Origin of the sequence: uncultured Caballeronia sp., assembly GCF_964243625.1 — a bacterium.
GTDB lineage: Bacteria > Pseudomonadota > Gammaproteobacteria > Burkholderiales > Burkholderiaceae > Caballeronia.
The window spans coordinates 1-12696 of the sequence record NZ_CAXTGZ010000141.1; the positions used below are offsets into that span (position 1 = coordinate 1).

At 61.7% G+C, this 12696-nt stretch carries 16 protein-coding genes; 5 read left to right on the forward strand and 11 right to left on the reverse strand.

Annotation, left to right across the window (positions count from 1 at the left end; translation table 11 throughout):
• Both ACFFAR_RS12095 and ACFFAR_RS12100 read right to left on the reverse strand, forming a co-directional pair.
• The coding region (locus tag ACFFAR_RS12095) for an MFS transporter (protein WP_375507932.1) at positions 1 to 667 on the reverse strand (667 nt) is incomplete at its 3' end.
• Positions 668 to 714: 47 nt separating this feature from the next.
• Entirely contained in the window at positions 715 to 1446 is a 732-nt protein-coding gene (locus ACFFAR_RS12100) for an enoyl-CoA hydratase-related protein (RefSeq protein WP_174362904.1), read from the reverse strand.
• A gap of 68 nt (positions 1447 to 1514) precedes the next feature.
• Between ACFFAR_RS12100 and ACFFAR_RS12105 the strand changes: the two genes are divergently transcribed.
• Together ACFFAR_RS12105 and ACFFAR_RS12110 are read left to right on the forward strand one after the other, a co-directional pair.
• Complete coding sequence (locus tag ACFFAR_RS12105) at positions 1515 to 2273, forward strand: FCD domain-containing protein (RefSeq protein ID WP_174362905.1); 759 nt, start codon at positions 1515 to 1517, stop codon at positions 2271 to 2273.
• 29 nt (positions 2274 to 2302) lie between these two features.
• Positions 2303 to 2899, forward strand: a complete 597-nt coding sequence (locus tag ACFFAR_RS12110) for a pyridoxamine 5'-phosphate oxidase family protein (protein ID WP_375507933.1) — start codon at positions 2303 to 2305, stop codon at positions 2897 to 2899.
• Positions 2900 to 2980: 81 nt separating this feature from the next.
• Here the strand turns inward: ACFFAR_RS12110 and ACFFAR_RS12115 are convergent, their stop codons facing one another.
• From ACFFAR_RS12115 to phnG, 7 genes are read right to left on the reverse strand one after another with little or no spacing between them, the layout of a single operon-like run.
• The gene (locus ACFFAR_RS12115; protein ID WP_086382837.1) at positions 2981 to 4114 is read right to left on the reverse strand and encodes an alpha-D-ribose 1-methylphosphonate 5-triphosphate diphosphatase; all 1134 of its coding nucleotides are present in this window, start codon (positions 4112 to 4114) and stop codon (positions 2981 to 2983) included.
• A complete protein-coding gene (phnL, locus tag ACFFAR_RS12120; protein ID WP_375507934.1) occupies positions 4108 to 4899 on the reverse strand; it encodes a phosphonate C-P lyase system protein PhnL in 792 nt (263 codons plus the stop codon). Before phnL ends, ACFFAR_RS12115 begins: the two co-directional genes overlap by 7 nt.
• A gap of 9 nt (positions 4900 to 4908) precedes the next feature.
• The gene (gene phnK / locus ACFFAR_RS12125) at positions 4909 to 5694 is read right to left on the reverse strand and encodes a phosphonate C-P lyase system protein PhnK (protein WP_062170798.1); all 786 of its coding nucleotides are present in this window, start codon (positions 5692 to 5694) and stop codon (positions 4909 to 4911) included.
• Positions 5691 to 6566, reverse strand: a complete 876-nt coding sequence (locus tag ACFFAR_RS12130; RefSeq protein WP_174362907.1) for an alpha-D-ribose 1-methylphosphonate 5-phosphate C-P-lyase PhnJ — start codon at positions 6564 to 6566, stop codon at positions 5691 to 5693. Before ACFFAR_RS12130 ends, phnK begins: the two co-directional genes overlap by 4 nt.
• A complete protein-coding gene (locus ACFFAR_RS12135; RefSeq protein ID WP_174362908.1) occupies positions 6563 to 7663 on the reverse strand; it encodes a carbon-phosphorus lyase complex subunit PhnI in 1101 nt (366 codons plus the stop codon). Before ACFFAR_RS12135 ends, ACFFAR_RS12130 begins: the two co-directional genes overlap by 4 nt.
• The gene (gene phnH / locus ACFFAR_RS12140) at positions 7663 to 8319 is read right to left on the reverse strand and encodes a phosphonate C-P lyase system protein PhnH (RefSeq protein WP_174362909.1); all 657 of its coding nucleotides are present in this window, start codon (positions 8317 to 8319) and stop codon (positions 7663 to 7665) included. Before phnH ends, ACFFAR_RS12135 begins: the two co-directional genes overlap by 1 nt.
• A complete protein-coding gene (gene phnG, locus ACFFAR_RS12145) occupies positions 8319 to 8810 on the reverse strand; it encodes a phosphonate C-P lyase system protein PhnG (protein WP_062170792.1) in 492 nt (163 codons plus the stop codon). Before phnG ends, phnH begins: the two co-directional genes overlap by 1 nt.
• Before the next feature lie 184 nt (positions 8811 to 8994).
• Between phnG and phnF the strand changes: the two genes are divergently transcribed.
• Genes phnF through phnN form a run of 3 tightly spaced genes read left to right on the forward strand, consistent with a single transcriptional unit; the run spans position 8995 to position 11026 of the window.
• Positions 8995 to 9753, forward strand: a complete 759-nt coding sequence (gene phnF, locus ACFFAR_RS12150) for a phosphonate metabolism transcriptional regulator PhnF (protein ID WP_174362910.1) — start codon at positions 8995 to 8997, stop codon at positions 9751 to 9753.
• The gene (locus ACFFAR_RS12155; RefSeq protein WP_174362911.1) at positions 9750 to 10469 is read left to right on the forward strand and encodes a DUF1045 domain-containing protein; all 720 of its coding nucleotides are present in this window, start codon (positions 9750 to 9752) and stop codon (positions 10467 to 10469) included. Before phnF ends, ACFFAR_RS12155 begins: the two co-directional genes overlap by 4 nt.
• Positions 10466 to 11026 (forward strand): phosphonate metabolism protein/1,5-bisphosphokinase (PRPP-forming) PhnN, encoded by a 561-nt coding sequence (phnN, locus tag ACFFAR_RS12160; protein WP_174362912.1) that lies wholly within the window; start codon positions 10466 to 10468, stop codon positions 11024 to 11026. The genes ACFFAR_RS12155 and phnN overlap by 4 nt, the downstream gene beginning before the upstream one ends.
• 58 nt (positions 11027 to 11084) lie before the next feature.
• Here phnN and phnE read toward each other — a convergent pair whose 3' ends face one another.
• Complete coding sequence (phnE, locus tag ACFFAR_RS12165; protein ID WP_086386447.1) at positions 11085 to 11819, reverse strand: phosphonate ABC transporter, permease protein PhnE; 735 nt, start codon at positions 11817 to 11819, stop codon at positions 11085 to 11087.
• Positions 11820 to 11914: 95 nt separating this feature from the next.
• Positions 11915 to 12696, reverse strand: a 782-nt coding sequence (phnD, locus tag ACFFAR_RS12170; protein WP_375507935.1) for a phosphate/phosphite/phosphonate ABC transporter substrate-binding protein, incomplete at its 5' end; no start/stop codon positions are given.

Sequence of the window (12696 nt, forward strand, 5' to 3'; positions counted from 1 at the left end):
CCTTCACTTCCGTTTCGATCTTCGAAAGAATTACTTCGGCATCCTGATGGCGCCCGACCGACTCCAGCCAACGCGGGGACTCCGGAAGCGATTTACGCGCGTACCACACGCCGATTGCGCCGATCCCGCCGAGCACGAACATCGCACGCCAGCCCATGGCAGGGATCAGAAACAGGCCGATCAATCCCGCCACCGGCAAGCCCGAGACCACGAACACGGCCATCAGCCCCTGCATCTTGCCGCGCGACGCGGGCGGCGCGAACTCGGTCAGCGTCGAATAACCGACGACGTTTTCCGCGCCGAGCCCCAGGCCCATCACGAAGCGAAAAGCGATCAGCACCATCATGTTCGGCGCGAGCGCAGCGCCCAGTGAGGCGATGCCGAATACCATCAGGTTGGTCTGGTACGTGAAGCGCCGGCCGAATCGATCGCCGAGAAAACCCGTCGCCAGCGAGCCCAGCATCATGCCGAAGAATGTGAGCGACACGAACAGCGCGTTTTGGCCGAGCGTGGAAAAACCGCTTTGCAGCGTGGCGCCGAGGACGGTCGAGGCCACGTAGATATCGAAGCCGTCGAAGAACATGCCGATCCCGATCAGCCACATGATGCGCTTGTGAAAGCCCGATACCGGCAGCCGGTCCAGGCGTGCGCCTGCATTCACATTCATTTCCGTCTCCTGCAAACCATCGAGGGTTTGTCGTAATGCATGACCAGTTATTTCGATGCCATCAGCCGCAACGCCGACACCGTCAGCGTTTCCGTCGCGCACCGGAAGTTGTGTTCGAGCGAGCTTTCCTCCGCGTTCTGGAAGAAGGACTTGCACTGCCGCGCGCCGGTTTCGTCAAGTGCGAGGATTCGTTCAACGAGCGCATCGGTGTCCGCCTGCAACGCGTCGGGCGCGCAGACGCGGGTCACGAGGCCGGCGGCCAGTGCGGCGTCGGGCGTGATTGCGTCGCCGAAAAGAAGCATCGGGAACACTTGCTTGGGCAAGGCATAGCGGCCGAGGTAGGCCATGATCGCGGCCGGCGGCAAGCCTTTGCGCATCTCGGGAAAGGCGAGCTTCGCGCTGCCCGCTACCAGCGTGAAGTCGCACAGGATCGCAAGACCAAAGCCGAAACCGAGCGCATCGCCCTGCACCTCGGCAATCGAAATCATCGGCGATGCCCGCAGTAGCCGCTTCAATTCGATCAACCGCGAGACTTCGCGATGAATCGAAACCGCGTCCGTTCCGGCGCGTTCCCGCCCTGTGCAGAACGTTTCACCGCTTGCGCGAATGCGCAGCACGCGCGCCGTAGGCAAGGTTGCCTCGCTACGCAAGACGGCGATCATGGCGTCGAACATGGGCGCAGTGATTTCGTTGCCGGCGGCGGCATTGTTCAGCGTAAAGGTCAGAATTTCTCCCGATCGATCGATCACGACCGGGTCCGGCAAGCGCGCGTGGTCCAAGCAGCCTCCTGTTGTATAATCGCCTGTATAAGCTGTATACAGCGTATTCATCGAACAACGGAAAGTCAATGGCCTCTGCAACGAAACCCGCTGAAATGGAAATTACCGCTCGTGTGCCCGAGCAGGCGCTCGAAACCATCGGCCGCAAATATCACTCGAAAATGCGCATGGTCGACGCGTCCGGCGACTCGCTCAGCGACGGCGTGGTCGTGCCGGCGTTGCGAGAGGCGATCGTGGAAGGTGTGCTGGCGCCGGGAAGCCGGCTATCGGAGGTGCAGGTCGCGAAGCAATTGAACGTCAGCCGCACGCCGATGCGTGAGGCGTTTGCACAACTCGAACGCGAAGGCCTGGTGACCGTGGTGGCGCGCGTAGGGGCGTTCGTGCGGTCCGTGACACTGCGTGACGTTGCGGAGATTTACACAGTGCGCACGGCGCTCGAATGCCTCGCCGTTCAGCTTTGCGCGGAAAACATCACGACGCTCGGGCGCGCTCAACTGGAAGACGTGATCGGCGAGATGCGTGCGAATGTGGCCGCCAATGATCCCGCGGCGTACGTGGATGCCCTCGACCGCTTCTATTCGATCGTAATGACCCTCGCCGATAACCGCACGCTTCAGGCAACGCACGCGAGCCTCATGGGTCCGGTACGGCGCTTGCGACGGATCGCGATGGCGCGCGGCGGACGGATGCGGGCATCGTTCGAACAGGCCGTGAAGATCAAGGACGCGATCTCCACCGGCGACAAACGCGTGCAGGACCTGATGCGAGAGCAACTGCGTGGCGCATGCGAAGCAGCAACGGCAGTATTGAAGGAAACTGAGGGCTGAACCATTCACCTCACACCCGGGACCAACACGTGACTTCAAGCGCCTCTGCTACACCAGACATGAAGGACTTGTTCAAGTCGATCTGGGATTCCTTGCGTGCAGGCGCCGGCGCCGGACGATCGCCGTTCAGCGTGCTGCAGGCGGCGACTGTAGGCGTCGATGGAAATCCCAAGGTCCGGACCATCGTATTGCGCGATGCAAACGAAGAGCTTGCTCGTCTTTCATTTCACACGGACATCCGTTCCGGGAAAGTCCGCGAACTACGCGCACGCCCGGCCATTTCGATGCACGGGTACGACGCCGAGCGACTCGTGCAGATTCGCGTGGAAGGCATTGCGTCTTTCGTGACCGATGAAGCCGAAAAGCTGGCCGTGTGGAATTCGAGCCGGCCGCGTACGTTGATCTTGTATCGATCACCGGTTGTGTCGGGAAGTGTTATCGATGACCCTGCCCAGGCCACGGTGCCCGATGCCGCGGACCCCCTGCTCGGCTACGAGAACTTCTGCCTCGTGCATGTTTCGATGCGGCACATCGACTATCTCGATCTGTCGAACGAGCCGCACCACAGAGCGCAGTTTCATGTACGTGACGATGGCGCCTTCCAGGGGCAATGGGTCGCGCCATGAGACTCAAGGCGCTTACGCTCAGGTCGCCTCGCCTGAGTCAAGAATTGCCCATCGCAGTTTTATCGACCCTTTGTTGATCCGCTATGCGACGCGTTTTCCCTCCAGATAGGTCGCACGCGGAATCGGCAGACGATCGGACATAGCGACGCGCACGAAGTCCGCTCGCAAGCCGATGGCGATGGCGCCCCGGTCTGTCAGTCCCGCCGCCTTGGCCGGCGCGGATGACACCGTTCGCATTGCTTGCGGCAGGGACCAGCCGGCTTTATCGACGAGATCGAAGGTCGCGGTCAGCAGGCTCGAAGGCACGTAATCCGATGACAGGATATCGAGCAATCCCGCCCTTGCCATTTCGAGCGCCGAGACATTGCCCGAATGCGATCCGCCGCGCACGATATTCGGCGCACCCATGATCGTCGAGATTCCACGTTCGCGCGCCGCCTCTGCTGCCACGAGCGTGGTCGGGAATTCGGCCAGCACGATGCCGTCTTCCGCCGCTTCGAGCACATGGTCGACCGACGTATCGTCGTGACTTGCGAGTGGCAAGCCACGCGCCTTGCAACGCGCGACGATCTCCGTCCGATGCAGCCGCGCATACCGCTGCTGATCGCGGGTCAGTTCGTCGAGCATGGTGTTCGCGTGCGCATCGGTCCATTTGCCGTGACGCTCCTGATACTTGCGCCATTGCACGGGGTCGTGCCATTGACGCTGGCCCGGCGTATGGTCCATCACCGAAACGAGCCGAAGCAGAGGATGCGAAACGAGACTATCGAAAACTTCGAGCACATCCGCCGCCGCGATCTCGCAGCGCAAGTGCAGGAAGTGATCGACACGCAACAAGCCCTTTCCCGCAAGGCGTTCTATTGCCCGCGCGTTATTGGTCTGCAACTCCTTGCCGCGCACACCCACGCCCCCACGTGAGCCGATGCCCAATGCATCGAAGACGGTCGTGATGCCGGCGCTCGCCACTTGCGCATCATGCACGACGATCGCGGCATCGGAATTCCACAGCACGCCGGGACGCGGCGCGATGTGTTTTTCGATGTTGTCCGTATGCAGTTCAACGAGGCCGGGCAATAGATAATCGCCGCCCCAGTCTTCGGCGTCGCCGGCTGAAGTCGTGCCGGGCGCAACCTCGGCAATGCGTCCGTCGGCAATGCGTACAACACCTGTGAACTCTTCGTCGCGAGTGACGATTCGCGCGTTCTTGATCAACATGTCTGCAAGGTTTCCGTAGTCGTGGCCGCCTGCCCGGCGGGAGCGTTGAGTTGGATCAGACGAGTCGCGACGCGTTCGCGCGTGTCCTCGTCGTGGAAAATGCCTACGATCGCCGCGCCCCGCTCGCGCGCGTCGACTATGAGATCGGCGACCACCTGCCGGTTCTCTGCATCGAGCGATGCGGTGGGCTCGTCGAGCAGCAAGAGCGGCTGCCCAGCAATCAACCCGCGTGCGATGTTGATACGTTGTTGCTCGCCGCCTGAGAACGTGGCTGGCGCGAGCGTCCATAAACGGCGCGCCACGTTCAGACGTTCCAGCAGGACACCGGCCCGTTCGCGCGCTTCATCTTCATTCATGCCGCGCGATACGAGCGGCTCGCTCACGAGATCGATGGATGAAACCCGCGGGATTGCGCGCAAAAACTGGCTGACGTAGCCCATGGTCGTGCGGCGCAGGCGGATCACGTCGTGCGGTTCAGCATGGGACAGCGACAGGAACCCGGATGCGCGGCTCTCGTCGCGAATGGTAACCGTGCCGCGTGTCAGCAGATAGTTGCCGTACATGCAGCGCAGCAAGGTGCTCTTGCCGACACCCGAGGGCCCGGACAACACCACGCATTCGCCGCGCTCCACATCGAGCGATACACCGCCCAGCGCTGCAATGCTCACACCGCCCTGCTGATGCAGCGTGAAAGTCTTCTCGACGCCGCGCGCGCGCAGCATCAACGTCTTGCTTTCGGCGAAGGCGGCGTCGTCCGCGAGTTCTTTGAAGCGATTGGCGTTCATTCTAGGCTCTCAGACGGGCAGCACGGACGCTACCAGCGTCTGTGTATAGGGATGTTGAGGATCGTCGAGGACCTGATCGGTCAGCCCGCTTTCCACCACGCGGCCATCCTTCATCACCATCAACCGGTGCGCAAGCAGGCGCGCCACGCCGATATCGTGCGTCACGATCAGCGCTGCAAGATGCAGCTTGCCGGTCAACGTGCGAAGCAGGTCAAGCAATCGCGCCTGCACGGATACATCGAGCCCCGCCGTCGGTTCATCCATGAAAACGAGGCGCGGTTTCGTCACCAGGTTGCGCGCGATCTGCAGCCGCTGCTGCATGCCGCCTGAAAACGCCGACGGCAACTCGTCGATACGCGCGGCATCGAGCTCGACCTGGCTCATCCAGTCGGACGCTGTCTCGCGAAGCTTGCCGTAATGACGGGCGCCGTTCGCCATCAGGGGCTCGCCAATGTTCGCTCCCGCCGATACACCGTGACGCAAGCCATCGCGTGCATTCTGATGCACGAAACCCCAGTCCGTACGAGCGAGCATCCGGCGGCGCGGCATGGGCAGCGCAAGCAGGTCGAGTACTTCGTGCCCGGCCGTGCGATACGTCAATGCGCCATCGTCCGCAGGGGTGCGCAAGGCCAGCGCGTTCAGCAAGGTCGATTTCCCCGAGCCCGATTCACCGACAATACACAGAACTTCGCCCGGATAGATGTCTATATCCACGTCGGCACAACCGCCGCGTCCGTTATAACGCCTGGTGAGTCCGCGTGCGCTGAGCAGCGGAGCTACGGATGAACCGTTCATGCATCCCCCTGTTCATTCGCAGCACGATGTTCCTGGCAATAGTCGCTGTCGGAACACACGAACATGCGTTTGCCCTCGTCGTCGACAATCATCTCGTCCAGGAAACTTTCATGCGATCCACACAGCGCGCATTCGTGTTCCCAGTGCTGGATGCTAAACGGATGATCCTCGAAATCGAGGCTCTTGACCTTCGTATAAGGTGGAATGGCGTAAATGCGCCGTTCGCGGCCCGCTCCGAAAAGCTGCAACGCGGGGTTCATGTGCATCTTGGGGTTGTCGAACTTCGGGATTGGCGAAGGCGACGAAAGATAGCGGTCGTTCACAAGGACCGGGTAATCGTAGGTCGTTGCAATGCTGCCATGCTGCACGATGTCCTCGTAGTACTTCACGTTGATCAGGCCATAGTCGGCGAGCGAATGAAGCTTGCGGCACTCGGTCACGCGCGGTTCCAGCCGGTAAAGCGGCTCGGGCATCGGCACCTGGTACACGAGGATCTGCTTGTCCGTCAGCGGCGTTTCCGGAATCCGGTGACGCGTCTGAATGATCGATGCATCCACGGTTCGCGTGGTCGTTGCAATGCCGGCCGTGCGCGCGAAAAAGCGCCGGATGTTGACGGCATTGGTCGTTTCATCCGAACCCTGGTCGATGACCTTCAGCGTATCGCTGCGCCCGATGATGGCGGACGTAACCTGCAATCCGCCCGTTCCCCAGCCATAAGGCAACGGCATTTCGCGCGATGCGAACGGAACCTGGTGTCCGGGGATGGCAACGGCCTTCAGCAACGCACGACGGATCATGCGCTTGGTTTGTTCGTCGAGATAGGCGAAGTTGTAGCCTTCTGCAATGCCAGTTTCCTGCGTACGCGCGTTCATGCTGCGTTCCCCTGCTGTTCTTTTTCCAGACCCGCGCGCAGCCGCCGCAGCAACTCGAGCTCCGACTGGAAGTCCACATAATGCGGCAATTTCAGATGCTGAACGAAGCCCGATGCTTCCACGTTGTCGCTGTGGGAGAGCACGAACTCGGCGTCCTGCGTCGGCGATGCGACCGTCTCGCCCAGATCAGGTGCGCGCAGTGAACGGTCGACGAGCGCCATTGCCATCGCCTTGCGTTCCGAATGGCCGAACGCGAGTCCATAGCCTTGCGTGAACGTCGGCGGCACGTCACCACTGCCGGCAAACTGGTTGATCATCTGGCATTCCGTGACCTCCATATCCCCGATTTCAATGGAGAAGCCGAGCTCTTCAATATCCATTTCCACCGCAACTTCGCCGTTGCGGATCTCGCCTGCGAAAGGATGCGTGTGCGAATAACCGCGCTGTGTCGCGTAGCCCATCGCGAGCAGGAACCCTTCATCAGCACGCGCGAGATTCTGCAGGCGAACCGTACGATCGACCGGAAACGTCAGCGGTTCGCGCGTGATATCGCCGGGTTCGGACGCATCCGCGTGCGCCCTTTCCTGCTCGATCAAGCCCTCCTTGTCGAGCAAGGCCAGCACGCGCGGCATGGGATCCTCCTTCACCGAGGGCGGCGCGATCTTCTTGCCGGCATCGGATGCAGCGCCTTCCGCAAGCAGTTTGAAATCAAGCAGCCGCTGGGTGTAATCGTAGGTGCCCCCCAGCATCTGTCCGCCGGGGATGTCCTTGAAGGCAGCGGAGATTCGCCGCTCGACGCACATCTCTTCTGTATCGACAGGAAGCGTATAGCCGAAACGCGGCAACGTGGTGCGGTACGCCCGCAGCAGGAATATCGCCTCGACCAGATCGCCCGCCGCCTGCTTGATTGCGAGCGCGGCGAGTTCCTCGTCGTAGACGGAACCCTCGGTCATCACGCGTGCGACGGCCAGCCGAAGCTGCTCGCGAATCTGGCCTACGCTGAGTTCTGCCAGCGCCTGATTGCCGCGGCGTTTTTCTGCGAGCAGGTCCCATGAACGTTCGATCGCGCGTTCGCCGCCTTTGACTGCAACGTACATCAGTCCACCTCCACGCGTGTTGTGCGGGGCAATCCGATCACCGAACCGCCACGGACGAAATAACAATCGACGCCGCACGGAAAGTCGCTCGCAAGTTGCGCGCGCTCGTGCCAGAACGAGGCAGGCACGCCTTCCACACAAACCGTTTCCGACTCGCGGATTCCGGGACCGCGCCACGTCACAGGTGCGCCGCTTGTCAGCGACTCCACGCGGATGAACAGCATCGCGGCCGTTTCCGGCGTCTCGGGTTCGCCAAGCGAAAACTCTTCAAGCGACGGCATGGAGTGTGCGTCGTCGAGATAGGCAAACACGGCTTCCGAACAATCGTCCGTCACCGGCGCGCCGGTGTGAAAGCGCAGGGCGTCGCTCAATGCTCGATGTGGATGCTGCAGCAGCACGGGCGTCGAATAATCCGCGAGCGCGAGCAACGCAGCGTAGGCGGCAACCGGCACGTACGCCTCTTGCTCGCTCGCCAGAGCCGGCACGACCGTGTCTATGGATACGATCTTGCCTGGCCGGGACAATGCATCCAGCAGCGAGCGGAACACGCCCTGCGAATCATGGATGGTATCGGTGAAACCAGGCGTGAGCGTGGCGAGGTCGATGCTTCCCGCACTCGCCCCCCGAGCACCCGCAGATGGGTTGTTACGTTGCATCAGTCACCTCTCACCATCGTGAAGAATTCAACTTTCGTGGCCGCCGCGCGCGCCTGCTTTTGCCGGCGGTTTGCAGCGATGCGCGCCGCCAGCGGCGCGATCACATGCTGCTGCATGCGTGCTTCGAACGCGGGCATTTGCAGCAGAGCGTCCGCGAGCGCGGCAAGCGTTGCACGCTCCTTGTCGCGTCCCATGTGGACCGCCATGCCGACCGTTGCACGCCCTTCGTCCGACCGGACACGCAGCGTTGCACGCGTCACGGTCACTTCGCCGAGATTGAACGCGTCGCCCGTCCCGCCCACTCGGCCGCGCACCATCGCCAGACCGATATCCGGCGCGCGCAGCCAGTCGAACTCCGGCGGACTGGCCGCGCCTAGCGCCGCGTCCATTGCAGCCTTCATGCTGGCGTGCGGCGTACGCGCCAGGATCGCCAGCCACTCGCGCCGGGTCGCGGGTTGCGCCAACTCGGACGGCCGCGCAGAAATGTTCATCGTCAACCTCGTGAATTTGGTGATGCTGCAGAATCCATACCCTACTAGAATAGTCATCTGGTCGTCTAGACGTTTACAGGTACAGATATAAATCGATCCAATGTGCCCCGCTTTCACATTTCCATCATCGGCGGCGCACTACAATGCCCATGACGATATTCAAACCGACAGGAATGACACCACCATGACATCCAACGAAACGGGGACACCGGGGCTTGCAGTCGAGCGCGGCGCGGGCGTGGCTGTGTGGCGCCAGATCGAACAGATCCTTTCGGCGGAAATTACAGCGAAGAGTTTTGGCGAAGAAGGCCGCCTGCCGAGCGAAGCAGAACTTGCGCGGCGTTTCGACGTCAACCGCCATACGGTGCGCCGCGCCATGCTGCGTCTTGCGGCGACGGGACTGGTCAGTGTCGAACAGGGACGTGGCACGTTCGTGCAGCCCGGTGCCATCGATTATCAGATTGGACGGCGCACGCGTTTTACCGAGAACCTGCGCCGCCACAATCAGCCGTCGGCGGGCGTGGTGTTGTCGAGCGAGAAGGTCAAGGCCGATCCGGTTGCGGCCAAGGCACTCGGCATCCGCGCCGGCACGCTGGTCTACGAGATCGAGACGCGCCATGACTCCGAGGACGTACCGCTGACCTACGCGCGAAGCTGGTATCCGGCAATGCGGTTCGCCGATTTTCCGGCAGTGCTCGCGGGCAGGCCCGGTGTCAGCGCGGCGCTGGCCGAATACGGCGTGACCGATTACACGCGCAAATGGAGCCGCATTGGTTGCATCTTGCCGAGTTCCGAAGTTGCGCGCCGTCTGCAGATCAACCGGCAGCAACCCGTCATGTGGGTCGAAAGCGTCGACGTTGACGAGGCCGGCGTGCCCATCAAATATGGCATCACGCACTTCGCGGCGGACCGCGTGCAATTGCTGGTGGAGGATGGCGTATGAGCGCGTGGACACCCGATGCACGTACCGCGCTTTACTACGCACCGCCAGCCGCATCCGCATGGTGGCATGCCGGCAGCGAATGGCTTGGCCGGGATGCTGAAACCGGCGAGTCCATGGAACCGCCTGTCGTTCCCGCGCTGGGCCAGCCGGTTGCGTCGCTCACCGTCGCACCGCGCCGATACGGCTGGCATGGCACTTTTGTGCCGCCGTTTCATATCGCCGAGGGTTACAACACGGAGCACGTCGTCCTGGCCGCAAAGGAATGGGCAAAGCGAATCGCGACTTTCGAGGCCCCGCTGCAAGCAGCCGATCTCGGCCGCTTCGTTGCGCTTCGCGCGGCGCAATTGGAGCATGACGGAGCCATCCGCGACATCGCCGCAAGCGCCTTGCATGCCCTTGCCTCGCTGCGCGCACGGCCATCGCCGGAAGACACCGAAAAGCGGCTCGCGCCCCATCTCACTCCCCGGCAGCGCGCGTTGCTGCTCGAATGGGGCTACCCCTATGTGCTCGATGAATTCCGTTTTCACATGACGCTTTCCGATTCCATCGACTCCGAAGCGCAACGCACCGCGATCAGGACGCTCTGGCAAGCACGCAGCGAAGCGCTTGGACCACTTCCCTTCCATGGCGCGGCGCTCTTCGTTCAGGCGCATCGCGATGCGCCCTTCTCCCTTTGGCAGCGTCTGCCTTTCGGCGATGCAGGAGCGCGCGCATGAGCGCCGATCGGAGCAGACTGATCTACGTGATGGGACCATCGGGCGCGGGCAAGGATTCGCTGCTCGGCTTCGTTCGCGAACGGATCGGTTCGCAGGTGATGTTTGCGCACCGATACATCACGCGGCCTGTTTCGGACGGCGAGAATCACGTTGCGCTCACGCACGACGAATTCGCCGCGCGTCTGGCAAGCGGCGTATTCTCGATGCACTGGGAAAGCCTTGGGCTGCACTACGGCATCGGCGTTGAAATCGACGCATGGCTCGCGCGTGGTCTGGCTGTAGTCGTGAACGGTTCGCGTCAGCATGCGCCTGCAGCGCTCGAACGATATCCGCATACGCAATTCGTCCATATTCACGCGAATCCGACGGTTCTCGCCGCGCGTCTGGAACGGCGAGGCCGTGAAGATTCCAGGCAGATGGAAGCACGTCTCGCGCGACGCCCGGCGCTTGCGTTGCCGCAGGAAGCGCGGGTGACGACTATCGACAACTCGGGTCTGCTCGCCGATGCCGGACAACAACTGCTGGCAGCAATCAATCGGCCGCTGAAACTGGCCTGATGATGAAAAAGGCCGGTACGAACTTCGTACCGGCCGTTATTCCCGACGTCCTGAAATTTCAGATCACACGCTCACGCAGCCAGGCCGACCCGAGATCGATCAAGCTCACGATCACAATAACCATCAGCAACACTGCCGCGGTTTGCGCATAGTTGAACGAGCGAATGGCTTCGTACAGCACCACGCCAATCCCGCCTGCACCGACCATGCCCACGACCATCGCCGAACGCACATTCGATTCGAACCGGTACAACGCAAACGATATCCATAGCGGCATGACCTGCGGCAGCACGCCGTAGAGCACTTCGTCGAGACTGCTTGCGCCGGTGGCACGCACACCTTCGGCAGGCCGTGCATCGATCGCCTCGACGGCTTCGGCAAACAGCTTGGCCAGCACGCCCGTGGTATGCACCCAAAGCGCGAGCACGCCCGCGAACGGCCCGAGTCCGACTGCCACGATAAACAGCATCGCGAAGACCATCTCGTTGATCGCGCGGCATGCATCCATCACGCGGCGCACGGGTTGCGCGACCCACACCGGCGCAATGTTATAGGCTGACAACAACCCGCACGGCACCGCGAATATCAGCGACAACGCCGTGCCCCACACCGCGACAGCAAGCGTCACGATCATCTCGTGAACATAAGTGCGCCAGTCGTGAAAGTCCGGCGGGAAAAAGTCGCGGCCGAACTGCACCATGTTGCCCGGGTCAGCGAAGAGATCGAGCGGACGCATGTCGGCGCTACGCCACGACAGCCCGAGTACGGCCACGAACGCGATCCACCCGAACATCGATAACCAGCTCCGCTTGGGTACGTGCAGCCCGGGCTTGATGGCATGCGGGCGTGGCCCGGCGCCGTCGAAGGAATACGCGTCGACGGGATGCTTCACTTCGCGGCCACCGTATCGAGCTGCGCGAGCTTCTCATCCAGCGCGGCGATCTTCGCTTTCTTGTCTTCGTCGGACAGATGCGCGTCGTTCTGGATTTGCTCCTTCTTCTGGAACAGGGCCATCTGACGGATCGGGATCAGTTGGGCATCGGTGGAGTCGGTGAAGCCCGACAAACCCGTGATGCCTTCCATGATCGCCTTCTCGCGCGGATCGGTCTGCGCGTAGTGGTCGAAGAAATTGCGCAGCTTGTCCTTCGTGGCTTGCGGCAGATCGCGTCGCCATACGATCGGGTCCGACGGAATCAGCGGCGACTTCCATAAGATGCGCACGCGCTGCAGCAACTCGGGATGCTGTTGCCGCAAGGTCTCGACCATGTCGGTATTGTTCGTCGCGACATCCACGCGGTTGTTCACCACAGCCAGCATGTTTGCCTCATGGCTTGACGGCAGCACACTCTTGAAGTCGTTGCGCACCGAGACGCCGTTTTTCGCGAACAGGTAATACGAGGGCACGAGCGTGCCGGATGTCGAGTTCGGATCACCGAAACCGAGGTTGATGTCGTGGGTATTCTTCAGCACCTGGTCGACGGTCTTCCACTTGCTATTCACATTCGTGATGAGCAACGAGTAGTACCCCGCCTCCCCGCTCTTGTACTTCACCTTGGCGAACACTTCGCCGTTGCCTCGATCCACCGCTTCGATTGCTGACGCGTTGCCGAAATAGCCGATCTGCACCTTATTGAAACGCATGCCTTCGATAATGCCGGCATAGTCCGTCG